The sequence below is a fragment of the Flavobacterium sp. GQ95 genome (assembly GCF_059758655.1).
This window is the reverse complement of record NZ_JCAXEB010000001.1, coordinates 1-20,264: the sequence shown is the minus strand read 5'-3', so window position 1 is coordinate 20,264 and position 20,264 is coordinate 1. Positions and strand designations below refer to the sequence as shown.

Below are 20,264 nucleotides of genomic sequence, written 5' to 3'. Positions count from 1 at the left end.
GATAACGAATGTCTTAACTAACTATTTTTGACTTAATTGAACCTTAAGCGAATATTAATTAGTTGTGTTTGAATAGAGTAGTTGGGTTAAGATTGGCTAAATATTATAGAATCAAAATATCAATATCAAAATTTAAATCACAAGCAAATTAACAACATAGCCCCATCGGGACGCCATATTTATAGAAAAATTTCATTACATTTTAATAAACCCCATCGGGGTGGCATGTTTATAATCACGATGAATGTCGCTCCGCTGGAGCTTAATTGGAATCTATAAATTAACTATAAACATTATGCTCCGCTGGAGCTCTTTTTAATTTTTTTTTATCCCAATTTAACATACTTTACCTGAACTGGACTGAAGTCCAGCCCTACAATATAATTTGAGCCTATGGCTCTTTTTATACTTTTAATGAAAACCAAAATGTACTTCCCAATCCTAAATTACTCTCAACCCCAACATTTCCATTTTGAGCTTCAATAAATTCTTTGCTGATTGCCAAACCTAATCCGGTTCCTGATTTTTGGCTGCCGGGAACCTGGAAATATTTATCGAAAACTTTGTCTTTGTATCTTGCGTCAATTCCTTTTCCGGTGTCGATAACCTGAAATACGATTTGATTGTTTTCTTTTTTTAATTCGATAATAATGGTACTTTTTTCAGAAGAATAGCGTATGGCATTCGACAAATAATTAATTAAAACCCAGCCTGTTTTTTCGCTGTCGGCTTTTACGGCTGAAAGGTTTTCATCAGCATTAATAACCAATTTAATCTGCTTTTGATCGGCCTGAACTTTTACGGCTTCCACAGCATAATTTACAATTTCGTGTGGATTGCTTTTTTCGATATTCAGCTGAATATTTCCGGTTTCCAATTGGGATAAATTCAGTAATTCCCCTGTAATTTTTAATAGCCTTTGACTGTCATCTTTTATGCTTTCAACCAATTGTCTCTGATCGTCGTTCATGTCGCCGGTTTTTGCATTTTCAAGCAATTGCAAACTCAGTTTTATAGAGGCAATTGGGGTTTTTAATTCGTGCGAAACGGTTGCAATAAAATTGGTTTTGGCAAAATCGAGTTCTTTAAAAAGGGTAATATTTCGCAGAATAATAACATCACCAATATTAATTTCTTTTTCTTCTCCCGTTGGAATTATGGTAATATTTAGAATTTCTTTTTCGAAATAACTTTCCTTTCCGTGTGCGTAAATTTTAAGCGGTTGTTTTTTAGGAGAATCAATTTCTTCTTTTACAATCAAAGACCGAATTAAATCATTAGACAAGGCCAGAGTAGAGGCCGGCTTCCCTACAACATCTTCCCATTTTAAACCAATAATTTTCAACGCTTCATCATTCATAAATAAAACAATACCTTCATTATCCAAACCAATAATAGGATCATTCATATTATTGATAAGCGTTTCAAGTCGCTTTTTCTCAAAGAACAACTTATATAAATTACTGTCGTTGTATTCCTGAAGTTTCTGCGCCATCGTATTGAACGATTTTGCCAAATCTCCATATTCGCTGTGGCTGGTAAAATGCACACGCTCCGAATAGTTTTTATTCGCAATTTCCTTAATACTCTGGGTTAATTCCTTAATCGGATTTGCAATGTTATTCGGTAAATTAACCAATAAATTAAAAGCAATCAAAAAGCATAAACTTCCCACAATGGCAATCCATAAATTGGCATTTTCAGCAGTATGTTTGGCAATATCACTTTTCTGTTTTATGGCGTCCAGATTGAGTTTCATAATCGCAAAAATATCTTGTCTGATTTGCGTTTTTATTTTTTCATCGGAACTGTTTTTTTCTAAAAGCGAAAAATCATTTTCAAGTTTAGCCGTTGCTTCTTTTTCTCCGGGCTCGGTAACATTTTGCGTTTGTTTTTCAAGATATTCCTTGAAAACACGAATCTTACTATCGGGACTTTCTTTAATTTCATCCAAAGACAAAATCATATTTCGCGAATATTCCAGCGTATTATAATTCGCTTTCAGAATATTTTCTGTGTCTGCTTTTATCAAAAAAACAGAATAGCCGCTCACTAACGAAAGTATAATGATCATTAAAAATAATAATCCAACTCCCAGATTCAATTTGGTTTTAATTCTCATTTTATAAAACATTTAATTTTTTTTTCACCATATAAGTGATATAAGAAAATATAAAAATGCGCAATATTGACGCAAAGAATAGAAAATATAAGAAAGTTTGTGACCTTGCTACGAGCAAAACCTTAAATGAACTTTGCGGTTAAATTCAACGCCCCTAATTAAAATGAACTTATATGACTTATATGGTTAAAAACATTTCAAGACAGAATAACAAGATCCACATTCGATAAAGACAGGCGATTTAATAAACGTCTGAAAATAGTTGTAGACAAAATTACTTTAAATAAATTCAAATGTGGTTTTCCGATACAGACAGTTGTAATTTGTTTTTCTTCTACCGCAATCAAAATGGCATCGGCAATATTTTTATGTTCTATTTTAATTACTTCAGCGCCGAGTTGTACGGCCAGTTTAAAGTTATTAATTAAATGTCTTTGTTTGTCTAACGCAATTTTGGTACTGCTTTCTTTCGGTGTTTCCACATATAAAACATACCAGCTCCCGTTATAATAACTCGCCAATCGCGCCGCTTTTCTAATCACAATTTTTGCCGTTTTATCGTTACTGCTAATGCAGGCCAAAAGTTTTTCATGGCGTAAAGCGTGCAGTTGAGGTACTTCATTTTCGACTTTTCGAACGACCTGACTTGCGACTTCTTTTAGAGCTAATTCACGCAATTGTAAAATTTGTTCCGATTTAAAAAAGTTCGTCAAAGCGGTCTGAATTTTATCCGGCGTGTATATTTTTCCTTCTTTCAAACGCGCAATCAAATCTTCCGATGTTAAATCGATATTCACAACTTCATCAGCCAGACGCAAAACATTGTCCGGAATTCGTTCCTGAACATCAATATTGGTAATCCGTTTTACATCCTCATTCAAACTCTCTATATGCTGAATATTAACCGCCGAAATCACATTAATTCCCGCTTCTAAAATCTCTAAAACATCTTGCCAGCGTTTCTCATTTTTGCTTCCTTCAACGTTTGTGTGTGCCAGTTCATCGACAATCACAACTTCTGGTCTAAGGTTGATAATCGCCTGTACATCGAGTTCTTCGAGCTGTTTTCCTTTATAGAAAATGGTTCGCCTCGGAATCACAGGCAAACCAGCTAAAAGCTCATGCGTTTCCTTCCGCATATGTGTTTCAATGTAACCGATTTTTACATCAATTCCATTCTTCAACAACGAATGCGCTTCCTGAAGCATACGAAAAGTTTTCCCCACACCGGCGCTCATCCCAATGTAGACTTTAAACTTTCCTTTTCGTGATTTCTGAATTAAATCGAGAAAGTGCTGTGCGTTATTATTTTTTTGTTCCATAAAAATATGCTTTAAGCAATAAGCTTTAGGCTTTAGGCAGTATGACTTTTAAAAAGCTTACTGCTTAAAGCCTATAGCCTAAAGCTAAAATGAAATCGCAAGCGAAGTCGTTACAAACGTATTCGTATCCGTTGGAAGATTATCTTTTGTAAATATTTCATCCTTGCTCGAAAGATTTCTGGCTTCAATTGTAAACATCACATTATCAGTAACTAAGTAATCAAAGTTAGCTGAAAATCCGTAAGTTTTAAAACCATTTGGAGTTTCAGTTGCGATAATTACACCTTTTTCGTCACTGTAATATTCACCACGTGCCGCCAACTGAATTTTATCTGTCGGCTTATATTGCAGAATCAAAACAGGCGAAAACCACGTATCGTATTTGTCACTGTTTTTAGCAGCTTGTTGTGAACCAACGTCAAAACCAGCTGTAATATTTGTTTTGTCTGTTACTTTAAATTGTCCGTAAAAGTTGTTGAAATAACGCCATTTTTTGTCGATGTCCGGTTGTTCATTTCCAACATACGTGCTCCAGTTCAAAACCACTTTATCAGTTGGTTTATACGTAATTTGTGTTCCAAAAGCAGGCGTATGATTTCCGTCTACTTTCTGGATACGTTGCCAGCCATTCAAATACATTCCGGCCAAATACCATTCTCCGGATTCAGAGGTGTAACCAATTTTTACTCCAGCTTCATAATAAGGAGAGTTTTCAGCCAAAATACTTCGGGTCAACGTTTGGCAATCTTTTCCAATTGCACTTTCAAAACCAATATGTGCGGGCATAATTCCTGCATCAATCCATAAATTATGGCTTTGCGAAATCTTCACACCAACATTTGCTTCATAAACATTTTTCAGTAAATCCTGTTCAGCCGACATATTGTATTGTGCATAAGTTCCAGCCATCAAAGCAAAATTTCCACGAATATTATCTTTCGTATAATTCACTTTTGCCAAACCCAAATTTAGGTTCACTTCGTTGCTTCGATTATAATTGTAAAAAAATCCCGGACGTGTATGATTATCCGGTTTCCCAAAATCATAACTGTAATATGTTTCTACATAACCTGAAAATGTCAACGGACTTTTCGATTCTTCCTGTGCGTGTAAATTGCTAAAACCGAATGCGATTAAAGCAGTAAGTATTATTTTTTTCATTTTTGTTTTTATTATTTGGGGTAAAAAAGGCGTTTTAATTTTTATTAGTAGGTTTTTAAGGAGCTATTTCCTGCTGTTCCTTCCAATCTTTTGTGCCGAACCCCGGCACAAAAGGATTTTCCCTCCCATCAGGGCTAGGGCACTCAAGGTAAAAGAAGGTTTTGTTATCCTAACAGGTTTCCAAAACCTGTTAGGTATTATTTAGGTTTCAGTTTTCCGTTTCCGTTTGTCATTCCGAGGAACGAGGAATCCCCGCAAGAAACTCCTCAAAGAAACTCGCCAATCTTTGTCGAGCTACTTGCGGGGATTCCTCGTTCCTCGGAATGACATAAAAGGCGTTAAGAAAAAATCTTAGAACCTTAGCGACTCAGAACCTCAGAACCTTGTTTTAGCGAAGCGCATCAAGCGCCACATTCAACTCCAAAACATTCACAATTGATGTTCCCATAACGGTTGGTGTATTAATTTTAGATTCCACCAAAGCTTTAACTTTAGATTCATCCAGTTTTCTTTCTTTCGCAACACGTTTTACCTGAATCAAAGCACCTTCCGGAGAAATATTCGGGTCCAGTCCACTTCCCGATGCCGTAACCATATCAGATGGAATCTCCGATTTTTTTAAATAAGGATGAACGATTAAAAACGTATCAATTCTTTTTTGAACCAAAGCCAAATATTCGGCATTGCTTGGTCCTTTGTTGCTTCCGGCACTTCCTGCAGCATTGTAATCAACAGCCGAAGGTCTTCCCCAGAAATAATTCGACTTATCGAATTTCTGACCGATTTTTTGGTATCCAACCACTTTTCCGTTAACCGAAACAGTTTCTCCTTTTCCTTGATTCGGAGCAATTTGTGCAATTCCATAAATCGCTAAAGGATAAATAACTGCGAATAAGACTAAAGTAAGCAGTGTCAATTTTAATAGTGAGAATATATTTTTCATTCTTTTTGAGATTCTAAGGGACTAAGTTGCTAAGGTTCTAAGATTTTTTTCTTTAAAGCCTAAATCAAAGTCCGTGTTTTTAATTTGAGTTCTTTTTAAGGTTCTAAGGGGCTGAGGGACTAAGATTCTAAGGTTTTTTTCTTAGTACCTTAGAACCTTAGCATCTCAGAACCTTAGATAAATACAGCTACCAGTAAATCAATCAATTTAATTCCGATAAAAGGAACAATCAATCCGCCTAAACCGTAGATTAAAAGATTCCTTTTTAAGATGGCACTCGCACCAATTGGCTTGTAATCAACACCTCTCAATGCTAATGGAATCAATATCGGGATGATAATCGCATTAAAAATAACAGCCGATAAAATCGCACTTTCCGGACTGTGCAAACGCATAATATTCAAACCTTGTAGTGCTGGAATTGCGGTAATAAAAAGAGCAGGAACAATCGCAAAATATTTCGCAACGTCATTTGCAATAGAAAAAGTAGTTAAAGTTCCACGCGTCATTAAAAGCTGTTTTCCAATTTCGATAATCTCGATTAGTTTCGTCGGGTCATTGTCAAGATCTACCATATTTCCGGCTTCTTTAGCTGCCTGAGTACCACTGTTCATAGCAACACCCACATTGGCTTGCGCAAGGGCAGGAGCATCATTCGTTCCGTCTCCCATCATGGCAACCAATTTACCAAGATTTTGTTCATTTTTGATGTAATTCATTTTATCCTCTGGTTTCGCTTCTGCAATAAAATCATCAACTCCGGCAGCTTCTGCAATAAACTTAGCTGTAAGCGGATTATCTCCGGTAACCATTACCGTTTTTACACCCATTTTTCTCAATCGGTTAAAACGTTCTTTCATTCCGGGTTTAATAATATCCTGTAATTCAATAACACCCTGAACCTGATTGTTTTTAATCACCACCAATGGCGTTCCTCCGTTGGTAGAAATATCAATTACTTTTTGAGCAGTATCTTCCGGAAAATTATTTCCTGCCTGAACAGCAATATTTTTTGCAGCATCCTGAGCACCTTTTCGAATATTGGTTCCATCTTTTAAAACAACTCCGGAAGTTCTGGTTTCTGCAGTAAATTTGATTAAAGTAGCACCTTCAATTGATAATTTATTGGCAGTTTCGGCTCCTGCCAGTTCCACGATACTTTTTCCCTCCGGAGTGTCATCTGCCAGTGAACTTAACACAGCAGATTTAATAAAATCTTCTTCTAAAACGCCTTTTGTAGGATAAAAACTGGTCGCTTTTCTGTTTCCGATAGTGATTGTTCCGGTTTTATCTAGAAGCAATACGTCAATATCCCCTGCAGTTTCTACTGCTTTTCCAGATTTTGTAATTACGTTGGCACGCAACGCTCTGTCCATTCCGGCAATCCCAATCGCAGAAAGTAAACCTCCAATTGTCGTTGGAATCAAACAAACGAACAAAGCAATAAAAGCGGCAATCGTGATGGGTGCGTTTGCATAGTCGGCAAACGGTTTAAGCGTAACGCACACAATCACGAAGATTAGCGTAAAAGCAGCTAACAAAATAGTTAAAGCAATTTCGTTTGGCGTTTTCTGACGGCTTGCACCTTCAACCAAAGCAATCATTTTATCTAAAAAGCTTTCGCCAGGTTCAGAAGTTACGATTACTTTAATTTTATCAGATAACACTTTTGTTCCTCCCGTTACAGATGATTTATCGCCTCCGGCTTCTCGAATTACAGGAGCACTTTCTCCGGTAATCGCGCTTTCATCGATGGTTGCCAAGCCTTCAATAATTTCTCCGTCAGTTGCAATTAAATCGCCTGATTCACAAACGAAAACATCTCCTTTTTTTAATTCAGACGAACTGATGTTTTTGATTTCTCCGTTAGGTAAAATCTGTCTTGCCGGAGTTTCTTCACGTGTTTTTCTTAAACTGTCGGCTTGTGCTTTTCCTCTGGCTTCGGCAATAGCTTCGGCAAAATTGGCAAACAAAAGTGTTGCCAATAAAATGAAGAACACAATTAAATTATAAGTAAAACTACCCTGATCTGTAGCTCCCATTAAAATGGAAACACAAACAGCAAACATAATGGCAGTTCCAATTTCTACGGTAAACATTACCGGATTTTTGATCATCAATTTTGGATTCAGCTTGACAAAAGATTGTACTAAGGCTTCTTTTACCTGTTTGCTTTCAAACAATGATGCGGATTTATTAGTTGTCATTTTCTTGTAAAAAGTTAAATGTTATTTGTAAAATGTTATGCGGAATAAATTCGTAAATTGTAAACATAGCCAATGGTTTCAACCACTGGAACGCAACGTATATCACAATCTTTATTCCTCGAAATTCGTTTCCTGCGGTTGAAACCACGGGCTATGTTTGAAATATTTTACGTTTATTTTTATGTATTTAAAATATCCCGCATTTTTATTTTAGAGTAAAATACTCTGCTAACGGTCCAAGTGCCAAAGCTGGAAAGAATGATAAAGCAGCAATAATTGCGATTACGGCGAAAACCATTATTCCGAAAATCGTAGTATCAGTTTTTAAAGTTCCTGCACTTTCCGGAATGTATTTTTTGTTTGCCAATAATCCGGCAATTGCTAATGGCCCAATAATCGGAATGAAACGGCTTAACAGCAACACAATTCCTGTAGTGATATTCCAGAACGGGTTATTGTCTCCCAAACCTTCAAATCCAGAACCGTTGTTAGCAGCACTCGAAGTATATTCGTATAACATTTCCGAGAATCCGTGATTACCAGGATTATTTAGCCAGCCTGTTGCGTTTCCGCTAAACCAATAGCCCATAGCAGTATCATGTGCAGCAAAATAAGAAGCTATAGCTGTTCCTGCTAAAATCAATAAAGGGTGAAGAATCGCAATAAAAGCAGCAATTTTAACTTCGCGGGCTTCGATTTTCTTTCCTAAAAATTCAGGAGTTCGACCCACCATTAATCCGGAAATAAATACAGCCAGAATAATGAAAATATAAAAGTTCAGGATTCCAACACCACAACCTCCGTAAAAGGCATTTACCATCATAGCAAGCAATTGCATCGCTCCGGAAATCGGCATAGAACTATCGTGCATACTGTTTACAGATCCTGTAGAAATTACAGTTGTAGCAATACTCCAGAATCCTGAAATCGCTGGGCCAAACCGAACTTCTTTTCCTTCCATCGCTCCGGTTGCCTGAGCAATTCCCATTTTTTCTATGGCAGGATTTCCATTAAGTTCACTGATTACTGTCGGAATAACAAGAAGTAAGAAACCAATCGTCATTACTCCGAAAATCACATAAGACAGTTTTCTTTTCTTTAGATAAAAGCCTAAAGCAAAAATCATAGCAAACGGAATAATTAATTGTGCCCAAAGTTCAACTGCATTGGTAAAATAAGTAGGGTTTTCTAATGGATGTGCCGAATTGGCTCCAAAAAATCCACCACCATTGGTACCGATATGTTTGATAGCAATAAAAGCTGCGGCGGGACCGCGCGAAACTTGTACTGAATCACCTTGTAAAGTCGTAATGGTATCTTTTCCTTCAAACGTCATTGGAGTTCCGCTATATAATAGAGCAACTGCTACAATAGCTGAAAGTGGTAACAAAATACGAGTACAGCTTTTAATGAAATAATCATAGAAATTCCCCAGTTTATCTGTAGTTCTTTCTTTCATTGCTGTAAAAATCATTGCAGCAGCAGCCATTCCGACACCAGCAGAAACAAATTGCAGGAACATCAAAACCATTTGAGATAAATAAGAAAGTCCGGTTTCGCCTGAATAATGCTGTAGATTACAGTTTACTACAAATGAAATAGCAGTATTAAATGCCAAATCGGGTGTCATTGACGGATTGTTGTCGGGATTCAAGAATAATGATCCTTGAAAAAGCAAGACAAAAAAGCAAAGAAAGAACCAAATCATATTCACACTCAAAAGTGCTTTTAAATGCTGTTTCCAGTTCATTTCTTCTGTGGAATTGATTCCGCTGATTTTAAAAATAAATTTTTCAATTGGATTGAAAATCGGGTCAAAAAGGGTTTTATCTCCCAAATAAACTTTAGCAATATATTTTCCAATCGGAATGGCTAAAACTATTGAAATGATAAAAATACTGATGACACCAAATAACTCTGTGTTCATATTTTGTTTGTTAGAAATTAAATAAAATTTGGGCTTTTATAAAAACGCGATAAGCATTATAAAAGCTAATGTCCAAGCCACAAAAACATATAGTAGTAGCTTTTTTCCTGACTGTGACTTTTTCATTTTTTTTAGAACTTTTCAGGTTTAATTAATACATAAACCAAATAGCCAAAAACAGCGATGGAAATAATAAATAGTGCAGTCATGATTTAGATTTTTTCAAAAAATTCAACTGATTTAAAACAAATGGCAAAAAGCAAAACTGCCAATGCGAGTAAAAGAAAAGTGATCATAATATTATTTTAGATTTTATTCCCGAGGCTTCGGGATAGATTTCAGATTTTTGCGGGATTAACGAATTAAACAGTTAACCGATTAAACATTTTTACACGCCCGAAGCATTAACCTGCTTGATATATTCCGCTTTTAGTGTTTGAGGAAATAAGTGTGAAATGTTGCAGTGACGTACTTCCATAAAAGAAGAAACAGAGAAAACATACACATTAGAAATGGCATTTTTAGTTTCGATACTTCCTGTAATAAAGAGACGTTCAGCAAGTGCCAGACATTTTTTGGCACGAACGATATTTCCGGAAATAATTGATTTTTTGGTTATCTCGGCAAAGCGTTCAGCTTGTTTGTAGATTGAGGTTACTTGATTTTTCATGAGAATGAATTTTTATGTTCTTCCTCCTTATGCCAAAATATGTTCCGAAAAAGTTGAGGTGTAGCTAAAGTGCTGTGAATAAAAGGAATGTAGTTTTGTGCCAAAATTCAGGCATAAAAAAAGCCTATCATAATGATAAGCTTTTCTCGTTTTGATAAGAATTGAATATTCAATTCCAAGAATTTCAGTCCCAGCGGGACGTCATATTTATAGAAAAAATAGAGATTAATAGATACCCCATCGGGGTGATATATTTGCAACAGATATGTCGCTCCGATGGAGCTTCTTCAAAAAACGATTGCAAAATTCTATAAACATACTGCTCCGCTGGAGCTTTAAAATTGGTTATTGAATTTGATATCGTTATTGTTATTGAATTCCGTACTCTTCCAATTTTCGGTACAAAGTAGCTATGCCAATTTCGAGCAATCGCGCTGTTTCGGCTTTATTGCCTTTGGTATAATTTAAAACTTTCTGAATATGAAGTTTTTCAATACTCTGCATCGAAAAAGCCGACATCGATTTTGTTGCTTTTTCAGGTTGATGCTGCATTTCGTAAGGCAAAACATCCGAAGTCAAAGTATCGCCGTTACTCAAAATAACAGATCTTTCGATGATGTTTTTAAGTTCCCGAATATTTCCAGGCCAGGAATAATTTTCTAATTTCTGGAGAAAATCATCTGCAATATTTAAAGTTTTTTTATTCGTTTTTTCAGAAAACTGCTTCACGAAATAATGTGCTAACACTGAAATGTCTTTGATTCTTTCTCGTAAAGAAGGCAATTTAATTTCGAAAATATTCAATCGAAAATACAAATCAGATCGAAAACGGTGTTCATCACTTTCTGTTTTTAAATCCCTGTTTGTTGCAGCAATTAATCTGAAATTTGATTTTTTTGGCGTGGTATCGCCAACCGGAATATATTCGTTGGTTTCTAAAACACGTAATAATTTGGCTTGAAGTTCTATGGGCATTTCTCCAATTTCATCTAAGAATAAAGTGCCGCCGTTTGCTTCTTCAATAAAACCTTTTTTATCTTTTAAAGCCCCGGTAAAAGCGCCTTGTTTGTGACCGAAAAGTTCGCTTTCTAAAATTTCCTTGCTAAAAGTACTGCAGTTTAAAGCGACAAAAGATTTCCCAACACGATTACTGTTCTCATGAATGGCTTGAGCAAAAACCTCTTTTCCAGTTCCGGTTTCGCCAGTCAATAAAACAGTCGAATCAGTTTTGGCAACTTTTTGTGCCAAATCAATAACTTGTTCAATTCCTTTTGATTTCCCAATAATGGTATTGAAGGAGTATTTATCGCCAATTCGTTTTTCAAGCTGTTGTACCTTTTTTTGCAGCTGTACTTTTTCGACAGCTTTGTATAAAAGCGGAATAATTTTATCATTATCATCGCCCTTTACAATATAATCAAACGCACCATTTTTCATTGCCTGAACGCCGTCTGGAATATTTCCAAAAGCCGTCAGCAAAACAACTTCTACTAAAGGAAAACTTCCTTTTATATTTTGAAGAAAATCAACACCGTTTCCGTCAGGTAATTTTACATCACACAAAACGACATCAATTTCTGTTTGCTCTAATTTCTTAAAACCTGATTTTAAATCTTTAGCTTCAAAAACTTCAAATCCTTCGGATTTTATAATGCGCGCCAGCAGACTTCTCAGTTTTTCTTCGTCGTCTATAATTAAAATTTTGTGTGTCATTTGAAGGAAAGGCTAGAATCGAAATTTATTTTTGTGATACAAATTTAGGTTTTAATTCATTTGTCTTTTTTGATTTATCGGAAATTCTTGTGAAAATTCAATTTTTAAAATCGTCCCGTTATTATTTTCCATCGTAAATTTTGCTTCCAAATCATCACTTAATCCCTTTATTAAACTCATCCCGAATGAGTTTGCTTTTGTATCTGTAAAATCAGTTTCAGCGCCAATTCCGTTATCTGAAATGGTCAATAAATATCGATTTTCTGTAGTTGCCTCAAGTGTGATATAAATCATCCCAGTTTGATCATCCGGAAAAGCATATTTTATCGAATTGGTGATGGCTTCATTTAAAATAAGTCCGAGTGGTATAGCTTGCGCCACATCTAATTCTAAGGGAGCAACTTTTATTTCAAAACGAATTCTCTGTCCAAGCGAAAAAGAATCTTTTAAATATTCGACCAATTCTTTGATGTAATTCGGCATATTAATCGTCGAAATATTCTCAGAATTGTATAATTTTTGATGAATCAATGACATCGAATGAATTCGGTGCTGACTGTTTTTTATAGCTGATAAAGCCATATCATTATCCAGATAAGCCGATTGCGAATTCAGAAGGCTAATAACGGTCTGAAGATTGTTTTTTACACGATGGTGAATTTCCTTTAAAAGCCATTCTTTCTCATCTAATAAATGTCGTAAATTGATGTTTTTCTGATTGATTTCTCTTTCTTTGAGTTCCAATTTAACGTTATTTCTTTGTTTTAATCGGTATCTATTGTAAAGCAAACCAATAGTAATCAACAATAAAAGCAAACTCCAAATAGATAGGGTATTCAAGAGTTTCGATTTTTGAAGCTGATTTTCCTGCAGTTTCGACTGATCATTTAAAAGCGCAATTTTTTGTTCTTTATTTTTAGTTTCGTATTGAATTTTCAACTCTTCAATTTGTTTGTTTTTAGCGGTTCCGTAAATAGAATCACTTAATTTTTTATAATCTTGAAAATGCTTTAAGGACTCTTTATAATTCCCATCAATAGAATCTGTTTTATATAATAAAATCTGAAGAATTTGTGAGTTATAGGTTCTTTTATGAGCTTTGCAAAGAGCAAAAACTTTAGCGGTGTAAAATTTAGCTTTTTGAAGTCTGTTGGTATTCAGATAAAATAAAGCCATCTCAGTATATTGATGCACAACTTCTCTAAATGTTTCGGGAGCACTTAATTGTTGCGCATAATAGTCTACTTCTTTAAAATACTTTTCTGCCAGGACATTATCCTTAAGTGCTACATAACAATTCGCCTTAACATAGGCAACACTCATTTTATCAAAAGCATTTATTGGAGGATATTCTGCCGTTATTGAATTAATATAGTTAAGGGCTTCTTTATTTTTTCCTTTTAGAGATAAAGCGGCAACAGCCCCATAAAAACTTTTGTACCAGGTACCGCTGTCTATTGTTTGTTGTCCGATTTCAATACTTTTTTTAAACATTTCCAGAGCTTCCTCATAATGGCCGTACTGGTTATAGACATCACCCAGACGCATATAAAAAATGTCTCCGAGAGTAAAATCTTTTTCAGCTTCCATTCGTTTTACACTTTTTAGAGCATAGTATAAGGCATTTTTTATATTGTTCTGGCTTATTTCAACATAAGCAATTGTCGTTTCTGCAAATTGCTGATGTGTAAAACCAATTTTTCGCAAATCGACCAAATTTTGATAAAGTCTCTTTTTGGCTTCATTTATTTTTCCTCCCCAAAAATAAATGGTAGTTATCTTAGTGTAATTTTCGATTCTTTTTTCTTCTAAACCCAGAGTAGCATAAAGTGAAATGACTTCTTCAAGCAACTTTTCTTTTTCGGGATCAAGGTTGGATAAAAGAGTTGCCTGCGTGTCTAAAGCTTCAGCAAGACCAGCTTTATCGTTTTGTTTTCGACATTCATTTATCACCTGCGAGAAATATTTTTTACCTTCAATTTGGTTATTAGCCTGATAATAATATTTTCCCAGTAATAATAAACTTTGATGCTGCCATTTTTTTACTTTAAGCTGATTACTTTCTAAAACAGCTTTATCAATATACACTTTTGCTTGTTTAATATCTTCGGGTTTTGTTCCTGGTTTAAAAAGATAAAAACTTCCTAATTGCAGTAATAACTTAATTTGGTTTTCACCTTTAGATCTGTCAAGAATTTTTATTACAGCATTAATATTTCCCTTTTCAATCAAATCGTTTCCTATTAGATTGCCATCATTATAACCTTGATCATAAGTTAATGAAGCTGGTAATTTATAAGCTTTTGAGGCCAAAACAACAGAACTGTCAACATCTATAGCACCTTGATTTGCATTAAATAAATACACAGAACAGGCGTTTAATAATAATCTTTTTTTCGGAAGATCATATTTGGCCACTGAAGGTGAAAGCTGTGATAAGGCAATGTAAGGAATTAACAAAATCAAATAGAAAATAATGGTTTGTTTCATAATTTGGTATGAATTAGATTATTGTAGATATTCCTTTAACAAATATAGAAATAAACGTTTGTGCTATTTTAAAATTAATATCAGGAAAATTCACATAAAACATGTTTTTTATGATTTATATTTGATGAAATTGCCGTTTTACTTCTTATAATTAACTAATTTTATACCAATAGATTAGCTGTAATATAATACTAAAAATACCACAATTATGAAAACCGTGTCCAGCGATGCAAATATTCCCCTTAAATCTGTTACAAAAAAAAGAATTTTAATTGTTGAGGATCAATTTATTGAAGCTCATGATTTACAATTAATTCTTGAAAAGGCAAATTATGAAGTGGTTGGAATTGCACGTTCGGTTGATCAGGCTTTGGAACAAATTGAGATTGAAAAACCAGATTTGGTTTTTCTTGATATCATGTTAAAAGGAGATAGAAACGGAATAGATTTAGCTCAAATTCTCAAAGAAAATTATATCGGCTTTATATTTATATCAGCTAATTCGAGTAAAACAATTTTAGACCAGGCGAAAATTACACAACCCTATGGATTTATAGTGAAACCTTTTAGAGAACAAGATGTTTTAACTACTCTTGAAATCGCTTTTTACCGTCAGGAATACAGTTTAGAGTCGCAGTTGATGCAGCAAATGCAATTGCAAAATGATATAAATGATATTTTAAACTCAAATCTCAAATGGGAAAATGCACTAGTGGCGTTTGGAAGAATGATACAAAATTATATTTCGTTTGATTATTTAGAAGTAGGTTTTGCCAATACAACCCATTATGCCAATCTCGGAATCATGCGCAGAAATATTGATGACTATCAGTTGATCAGCCCTGAAAAATTTTCGAAAATTGCAGACATCACCAATAAGGAATTAGATGAGACATATAAAAAATCTAAAATAGATTTAGAACCTATTATATATAGTGAAGAAGCATTGATTAATAATTTTCAGGTAGCTCCTATAAAAAGTTTGATTTCCCATAATTTCGGAATTAAATCGTATTTGGTTTTTCCTGTTTCGATTGCAACAATACAAAGATTTTATTTCAACTTTTATAGTAGAAATTTTAATATTTATTCGGCAGAAACCTTAAAACTTTTGGCGAACCTAGAAAATACATTTGCGCAATTTGTCAATAAAATGTATCCAAAAACAAATGCTGATTCAGATCAAAAAGAAACTATCATTAAAGAGGTGAAACCATTAAATGAATCAGTTGGATTTGAGGGAATTATTGGCAATAGCCCGCAAATGATTACGGTATTTGATTATATCAGAAAAGTGGCTCCATCTGATACTTCTGTTTTAGTTTTAGGTGAAAGCGGAACTGGAAAAGAAAAAATAGCTCAAAGCATTCATGCCTTATCACCAAGAAAAGACAAACCTCTGATTATTATTAATTGTGGAGCGATTCCTGAAAATCTGGCTGAATCATTACTTTTTGGTCATGAAAAAGGTGCTTTTACCGGAGCATTGGATAAACGAATAGGAAAATTTGAATTGGCCGACGGCGGAACTATTTTTTTAGATGAAATAGGAGAAATGCCTTTAGAACTTCAGGTGAAATTATTACGTGTACTGCAAGAAAGAGAAATTGAACGAATTGGCGGAAGAACTTCCATAAAAATTGACGTAAGAATTATTGCAGCAACCAATAAAAATTTAGAAGAAGAAGTTGCAGCGGGAAGATTCAGAATGGATTTGTATTATCGTTTGCATGTTTTTCCAATTTTGGTTCCATCATTAAAAAAACGAAAAGAAGATATTCCGGACTTAGCGCACCATTTTATAAAAATTTACAGTGAGAAAATGGGACGAAAAGCACCAAATCTTTCTGATTTTGCTTTACAGCAGATTACAAATTACAGTTGGCCGGGAAATATAAGAGAACTTGAACACGTAATACAGCGTGCAATTTTGTTAACTGACGGAAATACGATTAAAGAAATTGAACTTTCTACATCTTCAAAAATGCATGCAGAACAGACAAGTGAATCATTTTCAATAAAAACAATTCTGGAGAACGAAAGAGACTATATATTGTATATTCTCAAAAAATGTAACGGAAAAATATCCGGAGCAGGAGGTGCTGCTGAGATTTTAGATATTCATCCTTCGACTTTAAATTCAAAAATTAAAAAACTGGAAATCAAAAGAGAATTAAATTAACCAATTTTCTCTAACCAATTTGCGATAAATACGGTTACTTCCGGCCAATTATGTTGTCCTAACACAAAATGATTTCGACCCGGAAATTCTTTATAACAGGTTATGGAATGTATGTTGGTATACTTTTTAAAGTTGGAATAATTGATAGACGATATTATAATAGTGTCAGTAGAACCAGATATAAACAATAAAGGTTCATGTTTTTTTCTGAAATTTATTTTTGCTGTTTTGGTTAGAACATCTCGCAAAGCTGATTTCGATTCCGGAATCAATAATCTTTCATAAGAATCTTTCTGTTCGGCAAATGACATTCCGTTTGTAAAGATGTCTTGCCATTCTGTAAAAGACAGTAAATATGTTTTTTTGGCAGAAGTAAAAAAGCCCATAGGTTTCCAAATTTCTTTATAAAAAGAAAATTTACCTGTAAGTATACCTTTCGGCGGAAAAGAATGGATACAAACTCCGGCGAAAGCTAATTCTTTTTGAACCAATAATTGGGTCAGCAAACCTCCATATGAATGTCCAAATAGTATAGGTTTTTCAGATAGTTTTTCGATAATTTCGGTGTAATACTCAATTAAACTGGATAAACGAAGTCCGGCTATTTTAGAATCGGGATGTTGATTTCGTAATACTTCAACTGATTCATTTTTATAAGGCCACGGCGGAGCAACCGTTTTATATCCTTTATCTTCAAAAAAAACAACCCATTCTTCCCAACAGGAATGGCTCACAAATGCTCCCGTTATAAACACAATGGTTTTTGTATTAGATAGGTACATAAAATACAGTTTGAGATTTTTGAATACTAAACGAGAATATTTTAAAACACAAAGGGCATGCCTGTTTGTAAAGTTCTGATATTGAATATTTTGTTGAGGTTTGATGATTCGATAATTATTATATTTCGTTAAAAAGTATTTTAGACTATTGAAATATCATTTTTTAAGACAGTTTTTTCTAAAGAGATGTATCTTTAAAACTCTAAATCAGACCTTTCAAATGAAAATACCACAATTAGGAATAAAAGCATTTTTGTTCACAATACTATTTACGATTGCGACCTCACTTTTTTGTTTTGCGAAGGATTCAAATTTTAAAATTGATTCTGTAAAGTCTAAAACTATTTCATTTAAAATAAAATTAAAGTCAGCAGAGAAAATTAAAATTACTCCGGCAGCTTTAAAATTCAACAAACATTTAGCCTATAGCTTCACTGTTGACGATGGTTATCGTTCCGCTTATTTAACCGCTTTCCCTTTATTTAATGGAGGGAAAATTAGTCCTCCAATGATCAACGAATGGAAAAAGGATCAGGGAGGAGATGGAACAACCTCAAAAGGGCTTTTTTATTCAGATGGATTGGGGAATAAAATTCCATTCAAATTAGGCTTGGCAATAAATGGTGGAGCAATCGGGGAGCAGCCAGAAAATCGTGGACATCTTTCCTGGCCAGAAGTAAAAGAAATGTATAATGCAGGTTGGGATATTTTGAATCACGGTTTTCATCACGCTACCAAACACGGAACTAATTTCCTGACAGAAGTAACAGAAAACACAACGTCGATACAACAAAACTTAGGCTTTACAATGTCGCATTTTGTCGTGCCTGGCGGAGAAAGCGATCCGGGTTATCATTTAGAATATGAAAAAGATGCCTTAACAAATCGCTCATTTTCTGTAGCATCTTATGCTGGTGACGGACCAGTTATTAAAGTTAATGATAAAGTAAATTTAGATAAAATGATTTACGCTAGAACCTTTGTTCAGAGCTCAAAAGATACAATCGGGTTTAAAACCATGGATCATTTTCTGGCAACTTTTGATTCGGTTGCAAAATTATCGGGTCCAATCTGGTACAATGAATTTACACATGGAGTTGGAAATTCAAATCTGTGGAACTTAAGTATGCGTTTCCCGGACTTTAAATATTATATGACAGCTATTGCGGATAAATATGGATCAAAAGGAAATGATTCCACTTGGATGGCACCCTGGCAGGAAGTTTACGAATATATATGGCTTCGTGATCGAATTAAAATTCATTTCGACCAAAATAATAAAGAGGGTATAGTAACAATTGAACTTCCTGAAATTCCGGAAACTTTTCGTTACAGAGATATTTCATTAGCGGTTGAAACTTCTTCTAAGTTTGAAATTGAATCAAATTCTAATAATGTTTCGATTTCTAGCGACGGAAAATCAACTCATAAATTGATTAATATTCGATTGGAATAGAGAACATTTGTAGTGACAAATATTATAATTCTATTAACATTAGAAAATATAACACATTGTATAAATGGAGTAATTTTGTAAAAAGCATTTATTTACATGAAAAATCCAATTTCAGTCTCTATACTAGAACTCGCTATCATAACACAAGGTAGCAATCCCACAGAAACATTTCAAAAAACAAAAGAAATAGCGCAACTCGCTGACCAATTAGATTATAAACGTTTTTGGCTGGCCGAACATCATAATATGGCGCATGTTGCAAGTACAGCAACAGTTGTTTTAATTGGTTACATCGCTAGTCAGACTCAAAACATTCGGGTAGGTTCTGGCGGAATCATGCTGCCGAATCATTCTCCTTTAATAGTAGCCGAGCAATTCGGTACATTAGAAACGCTTTATCCAAATCGAATCGATTTAGGTTTAGGAAGAGCACCGGGAACAGATCAGCCAACGGCCGAAGCCATTCGAAAAGACTTTTTTGAGCAGGCACAACGATTTCCGCAAAACGTAACTAAACTTCAGGATTATTTTTCTGCAGAAAATGCAACTGCAAAAGTTCGTGCCTTTCCTGCCGAAGGAACAAATATTCCTATCTGGATTCTTGGTTCAAGTATGGAAAGCGCCGCACTGGCAGCTGCATATGGTTTGCCCTACGCCTTTGCCGGACATTTTGCACCACGCCAAATGATACAGGCATTTGAATTCTATCGCGAAAATTTCCAGGCTTCAGCTGTTTTGGATAAACCAAAAACAATGGCTTGTGTGAATATCGTCGCTGCAGATACAAATGAAGAAGCCGAATTCCTTTCCACCAGTTTATATCAAATGTTTTTAAACTTAATACGCAACGATCGCAAAGGGTTACAGCCTCCTGTTCCTTCTTTAGATGAAATCATGGGCGAAGAAGAACGTTTCCATGTCAATCAAATGACAGCTTGCACTTTTACAGGAAACAAAGAGCAATTAGAAATTGATCTTAAAAAGTTTATAGAGTACGCCAGAATAGACGAACTGATGGTTACTAGTCCAATCTACGATCATCAGGCAAAACTAAAAAGCATCCAAATTACCAAAGAAGTAATCGACGCTTTAAACTAATTATCTATACATATATATAAGGTCAATTTTTGTATACTATATATTAAGAGTAAATTCACTCTATATAACCCGACAGTTTATAAAATTGTCGGGTTGTTTTTTATACATATATATAAGGAGAGAAATTGTACTATGTCTAAATAGAAATATCCAGTCATCGAAGCCGAAGCATTTTTAAATTTAGAATTTGG

14 protein-coding genes are annotated in these 20,264 nt (G+C 34.6%); 3 read left to right on the top strand and 11 right to left on the bottom strand.

Annotation, left to right across the window (positions count from 1 at the left end):
* Positions 1 to 403: 403 nt before the first annotated feature.
* The 10 genes from AC6CH4_RS00070 to AC6CH4_RS00025 form a co-directional block, all read right to left on the bottom strand.
* On the bottom strand, positions 404 to 2,122 hold the full coding sequence (locus tag AC6CH4_RS00070) for an ATP-binding protein (RefSeq protein ID WP_498099077.1): 1,719 nt from the start codon (positions 2,120 to 2,122) through the stop codon (positions 404 to 406).
* A gap of 197 nt (positions 2,123 to 2,319) precedes the next feature.
* Entirely contained in the window at positions 2,320 to 3,444 is a 1,125-nt protein-coding gene (locus AC6CH4_RS00065; RefSeq protein WP_498099075.1) for a sensor protein KdpD, read from the bottom strand.
* A gap of 84 nt (positions 3,445 to 3,528) precedes the next feature.
* Positions 3,529 to 4,605, bottom strand: a complete 1,077-nt coding sequence (locus AC6CH4_RS00060; RefSeq protein WP_498099073.1) for a porin — start codon at positions 4,603 to 4,605, stop codon at positions 3,529 to 3,531.
* Positions 4,606 to 4,993: 388 nt separating this feature from the next.
* Positions 4,994 to 5,548: a K(+)-transporting ATPase subunit C gene (locus tag AC6CH4_RS00055; RefSeq protein WP_498099071.1), complete on the bottom strand. Its 555-nt coding sequence runs from the start codon at positions 5,546 to 5,548 to the stop codon at positions 4,994 to 4,996.
* Between the two features lie 173 nt (positions 5,549 to 5,721).
* Positions 5,722 to 7,755: a potassium-transporting ATPase subunit KdpB gene (gene kdpB / locus AC6CH4_RS00050; protein WP_498099069.1), complete on the bottom strand. Its 2,034-nt coding sequence runs from the start codon at positions 7,753 to 7,755 to the stop codon at positions 5,722 to 5,724.
* Between the two features lie 205 nt (positions 7,756 to 7,960).
* Positions 7,961 to 9,682, bottom strand: a complete 1,722-nt coding sequence (gene kdpA, locus AC6CH4_RS00045; RefSeq protein ID WP_498099067.1) for a potassium-transporting ATPase subunit KdpA — start codon at positions 9,680 to 9,682, stop codon at positions 7,961 to 7,963.
* Positions 9,683 to 9,813: 131 nt separating this feature from the next.
* The gene (gene kdpF, locus AC6CH4_RS00040; protein WP_072975519.1) at positions 9,814 to 9,891 is read right to left on the bottom strand and encodes a K(+)-transporting ATPase subunit F; all 78 of its coding nucleotides are present in this window, start codon (positions 9,889 to 9,891) and stop codon (positions 9,814 to 9,816) included.
* 179 nt (positions 9,892 to 10,070) lie between these two features.
* The gene (locus AC6CH4_RS00035; RefSeq protein WP_026730398.1) at positions 10,071 to 10,352 is read right to left on the bottom strand and encodes a DUF7674 family protein; all 282 of its coding nucleotides are present in this window, start codon (positions 10,350 to 10,352) and stop codon (positions 10,071 to 10,073) included.
* Between the two features lie 369 nt (positions 10,353 to 10,721).
* Positions 10,722 to 12,065 (bottom strand): sigma-54-dependent transcriptional regulator, encoded by a 1,344-nt coding sequence (locus AC6CH4_RS00030; protein WP_498099065.1) that lies wholly within the window; start codon positions 12,063 to 12,065, stop codon positions 10,722 to 10,724.
* 51 nt (positions 12,066 to 12,116) lie between these two features.
* Positions 12,117 to 14,555: a histidine kinase dimerization/phosphoacceptor domain -containing protein gene (locus tag AC6CH4_RS00025; protein WP_498099063.1), complete on the bottom strand. Its 2,439-nt coding sequence runs from the start codon at positions 14,553 to 14,555 to the stop codon at positions 12,117 to 12,119.
* Between the two features lie 208 nt (positions 14,556 to 14,763).
* Between AC6CH4_RS00025 and AC6CH4_RS00020 the strand changes: the two genes are divergently transcribed.
* Positions 14,764 to 16,737 (top strand): sigma 54-interacting transcriptional regulator, encoded by a 1,974-nt coding sequence (locus AC6CH4_RS00020; RefSeq protein ID WP_498099061.1) that lies wholly within the window; start codon positions 14,764 to 14,766, stop codon positions 16,735 to 16,737.
* Here the strand turns inward: AC6CH4_RS00020 and AC6CH4_RS00015 are convergent.
* Positions 16,734 to 17,519, bottom strand: a complete 786-nt coding sequence (locus AC6CH4_RS00015) for an alpha/beta hydrolase (protein WP_498099059.1) — start codon at positions 17,517 to 17,519, stop codon at positions 16,734 to 16,736. The genes AC6CH4_RS00020 and AC6CH4_RS00015 overlap by 4 nt on opposite strands.
* Positions 17,520 to 17,739: 220 nt before the next feature.
* On the opposite strand from AC6CH4_RS00015, the gene AC6CH4_RS00010 reads away from it, so the two are divergent.
* Positions 17,740 to 18,975, top strand: a complete 1,236-nt coding sequence (locus AC6CH4_RS00010) for a polysaccharide deacetylase family protein (protein WP_498099057.1) — start codon at positions 17,740 to 17,742, stop codon at positions 18,973 to 18,975.
* Between the two features lie 96 nt (positions 18,976 to 19,071).
* Positions 19,072 to 20,073 carry an LLM class flavin-dependent oxidoreductase gene (locus AC6CH4_RS00005; protein WP_498099055.1) on the top strand — a complete coding sequence of 334 codons (1,002 nt, stop codon included), beginning with the start codon at positions 19,072 to 19,074 and terminating at the stop codon, positions 20,071 to 20,073.
* Positions 20,074 to 20,264: the final 191 nt, after the last annotated feature.

Bases quoted from the DNA above. Each gene is read 5' to 3' on its own strand.
- kdpF (WP_072975519.1), bottom strand. From the start codon at position 9,891: ATGACTGCACTATTTATTATTTCCATCGCTGTTTTTGGCTATTTGGTT.
- AC6CH4_RS00030 (WP_498099065.1), bottom strand. From the start codon at position 12,065: ATGACACACAAAATTTTAATTATAGACGACGAAGAAAAACTGAGAAGT.
- AC6CH4_RS00010 (WP_498099057.1), top strand. From the start codon at position 17,740: ATGAAAATACCACAATTAGGAATAAAAGCATTTTTGTTCACAATACTA.
- AC6CH4_RS00020 (WP_498099061.1), top strand. From the start codon at position 14,764: ATGAAAACCGTGTCCAGCGATGCAAATATTCCCCTTAAATCTGTTACA.
- AC6CH4_RS00025 (WP_498099063.1), bottom strand. From the start codon at position 14,555: ATGAAACAAACCATTATTTTCTATTTGATTTTGTTAATTCCTTACATT.
- AC6CH4_RS00060 (WP_498099073.1), bottom strand. From the start codon at position 4,605: ATGAAAAAAATAATACTTACTGCTTTAATCGCATTCGGTTTTAGCAAT.
- AC6CH4_RS00035 (WP_026730398.1), bottom strand. From the start codon at position 10,352: ATGAAAAATCAAGTAACCTCAATCTACAAACAAGCTGAACGCTTTGCC.
- kdpA (WP_498099067.1), bottom strand. From the start codon at position 9,682: ATGAACACAGAGTTATTTGGTGTCATCAGTATTTTTATCATTTCAATA.
- kdpB (WP_498099069.1), bottom strand. From the start codon at position 7,755: ATGACAACTAATAAATCCGCATCATTGTTTGAAAGCAAACAGGTAAAA.
- AC6CH4_RS00070 (WP_498099077.1), bottom strand. From the start codon at position 2,122: ATGAGAATTAAAACCAAATTGAATCTGGGAGTTGGATTATTATTTTTA.
- AC6CH4_RS00015 (WP_498099059.1), bottom strand. From the start codon at position 17,519: ATGTACCTATCTAATACAAAAACCATTGTGTTTATAACGGGAGCATTT.
- AC6CH4_RS00065 (WP_498099075.1), bottom strand. From the start codon at position 3,444: ATGGAACAAAAAAATAATAACGCACAGCACTTTCTCGATTTAATTCAG.
- AC6CH4_RS00055 (WP_498099071.1), bottom strand. From the start codon at position 5,548: ATGAAAAATATATTCTCACTATTAAAATTGACACTGCTTACTTTAGTC.
- AC6CH4_RS00005 (WP_498099055.1), top strand. From the start codon at position 19,072: ATGAAAAATCCAATTTCAGTCTCTATACTAGAACTCGCTATCATAACA.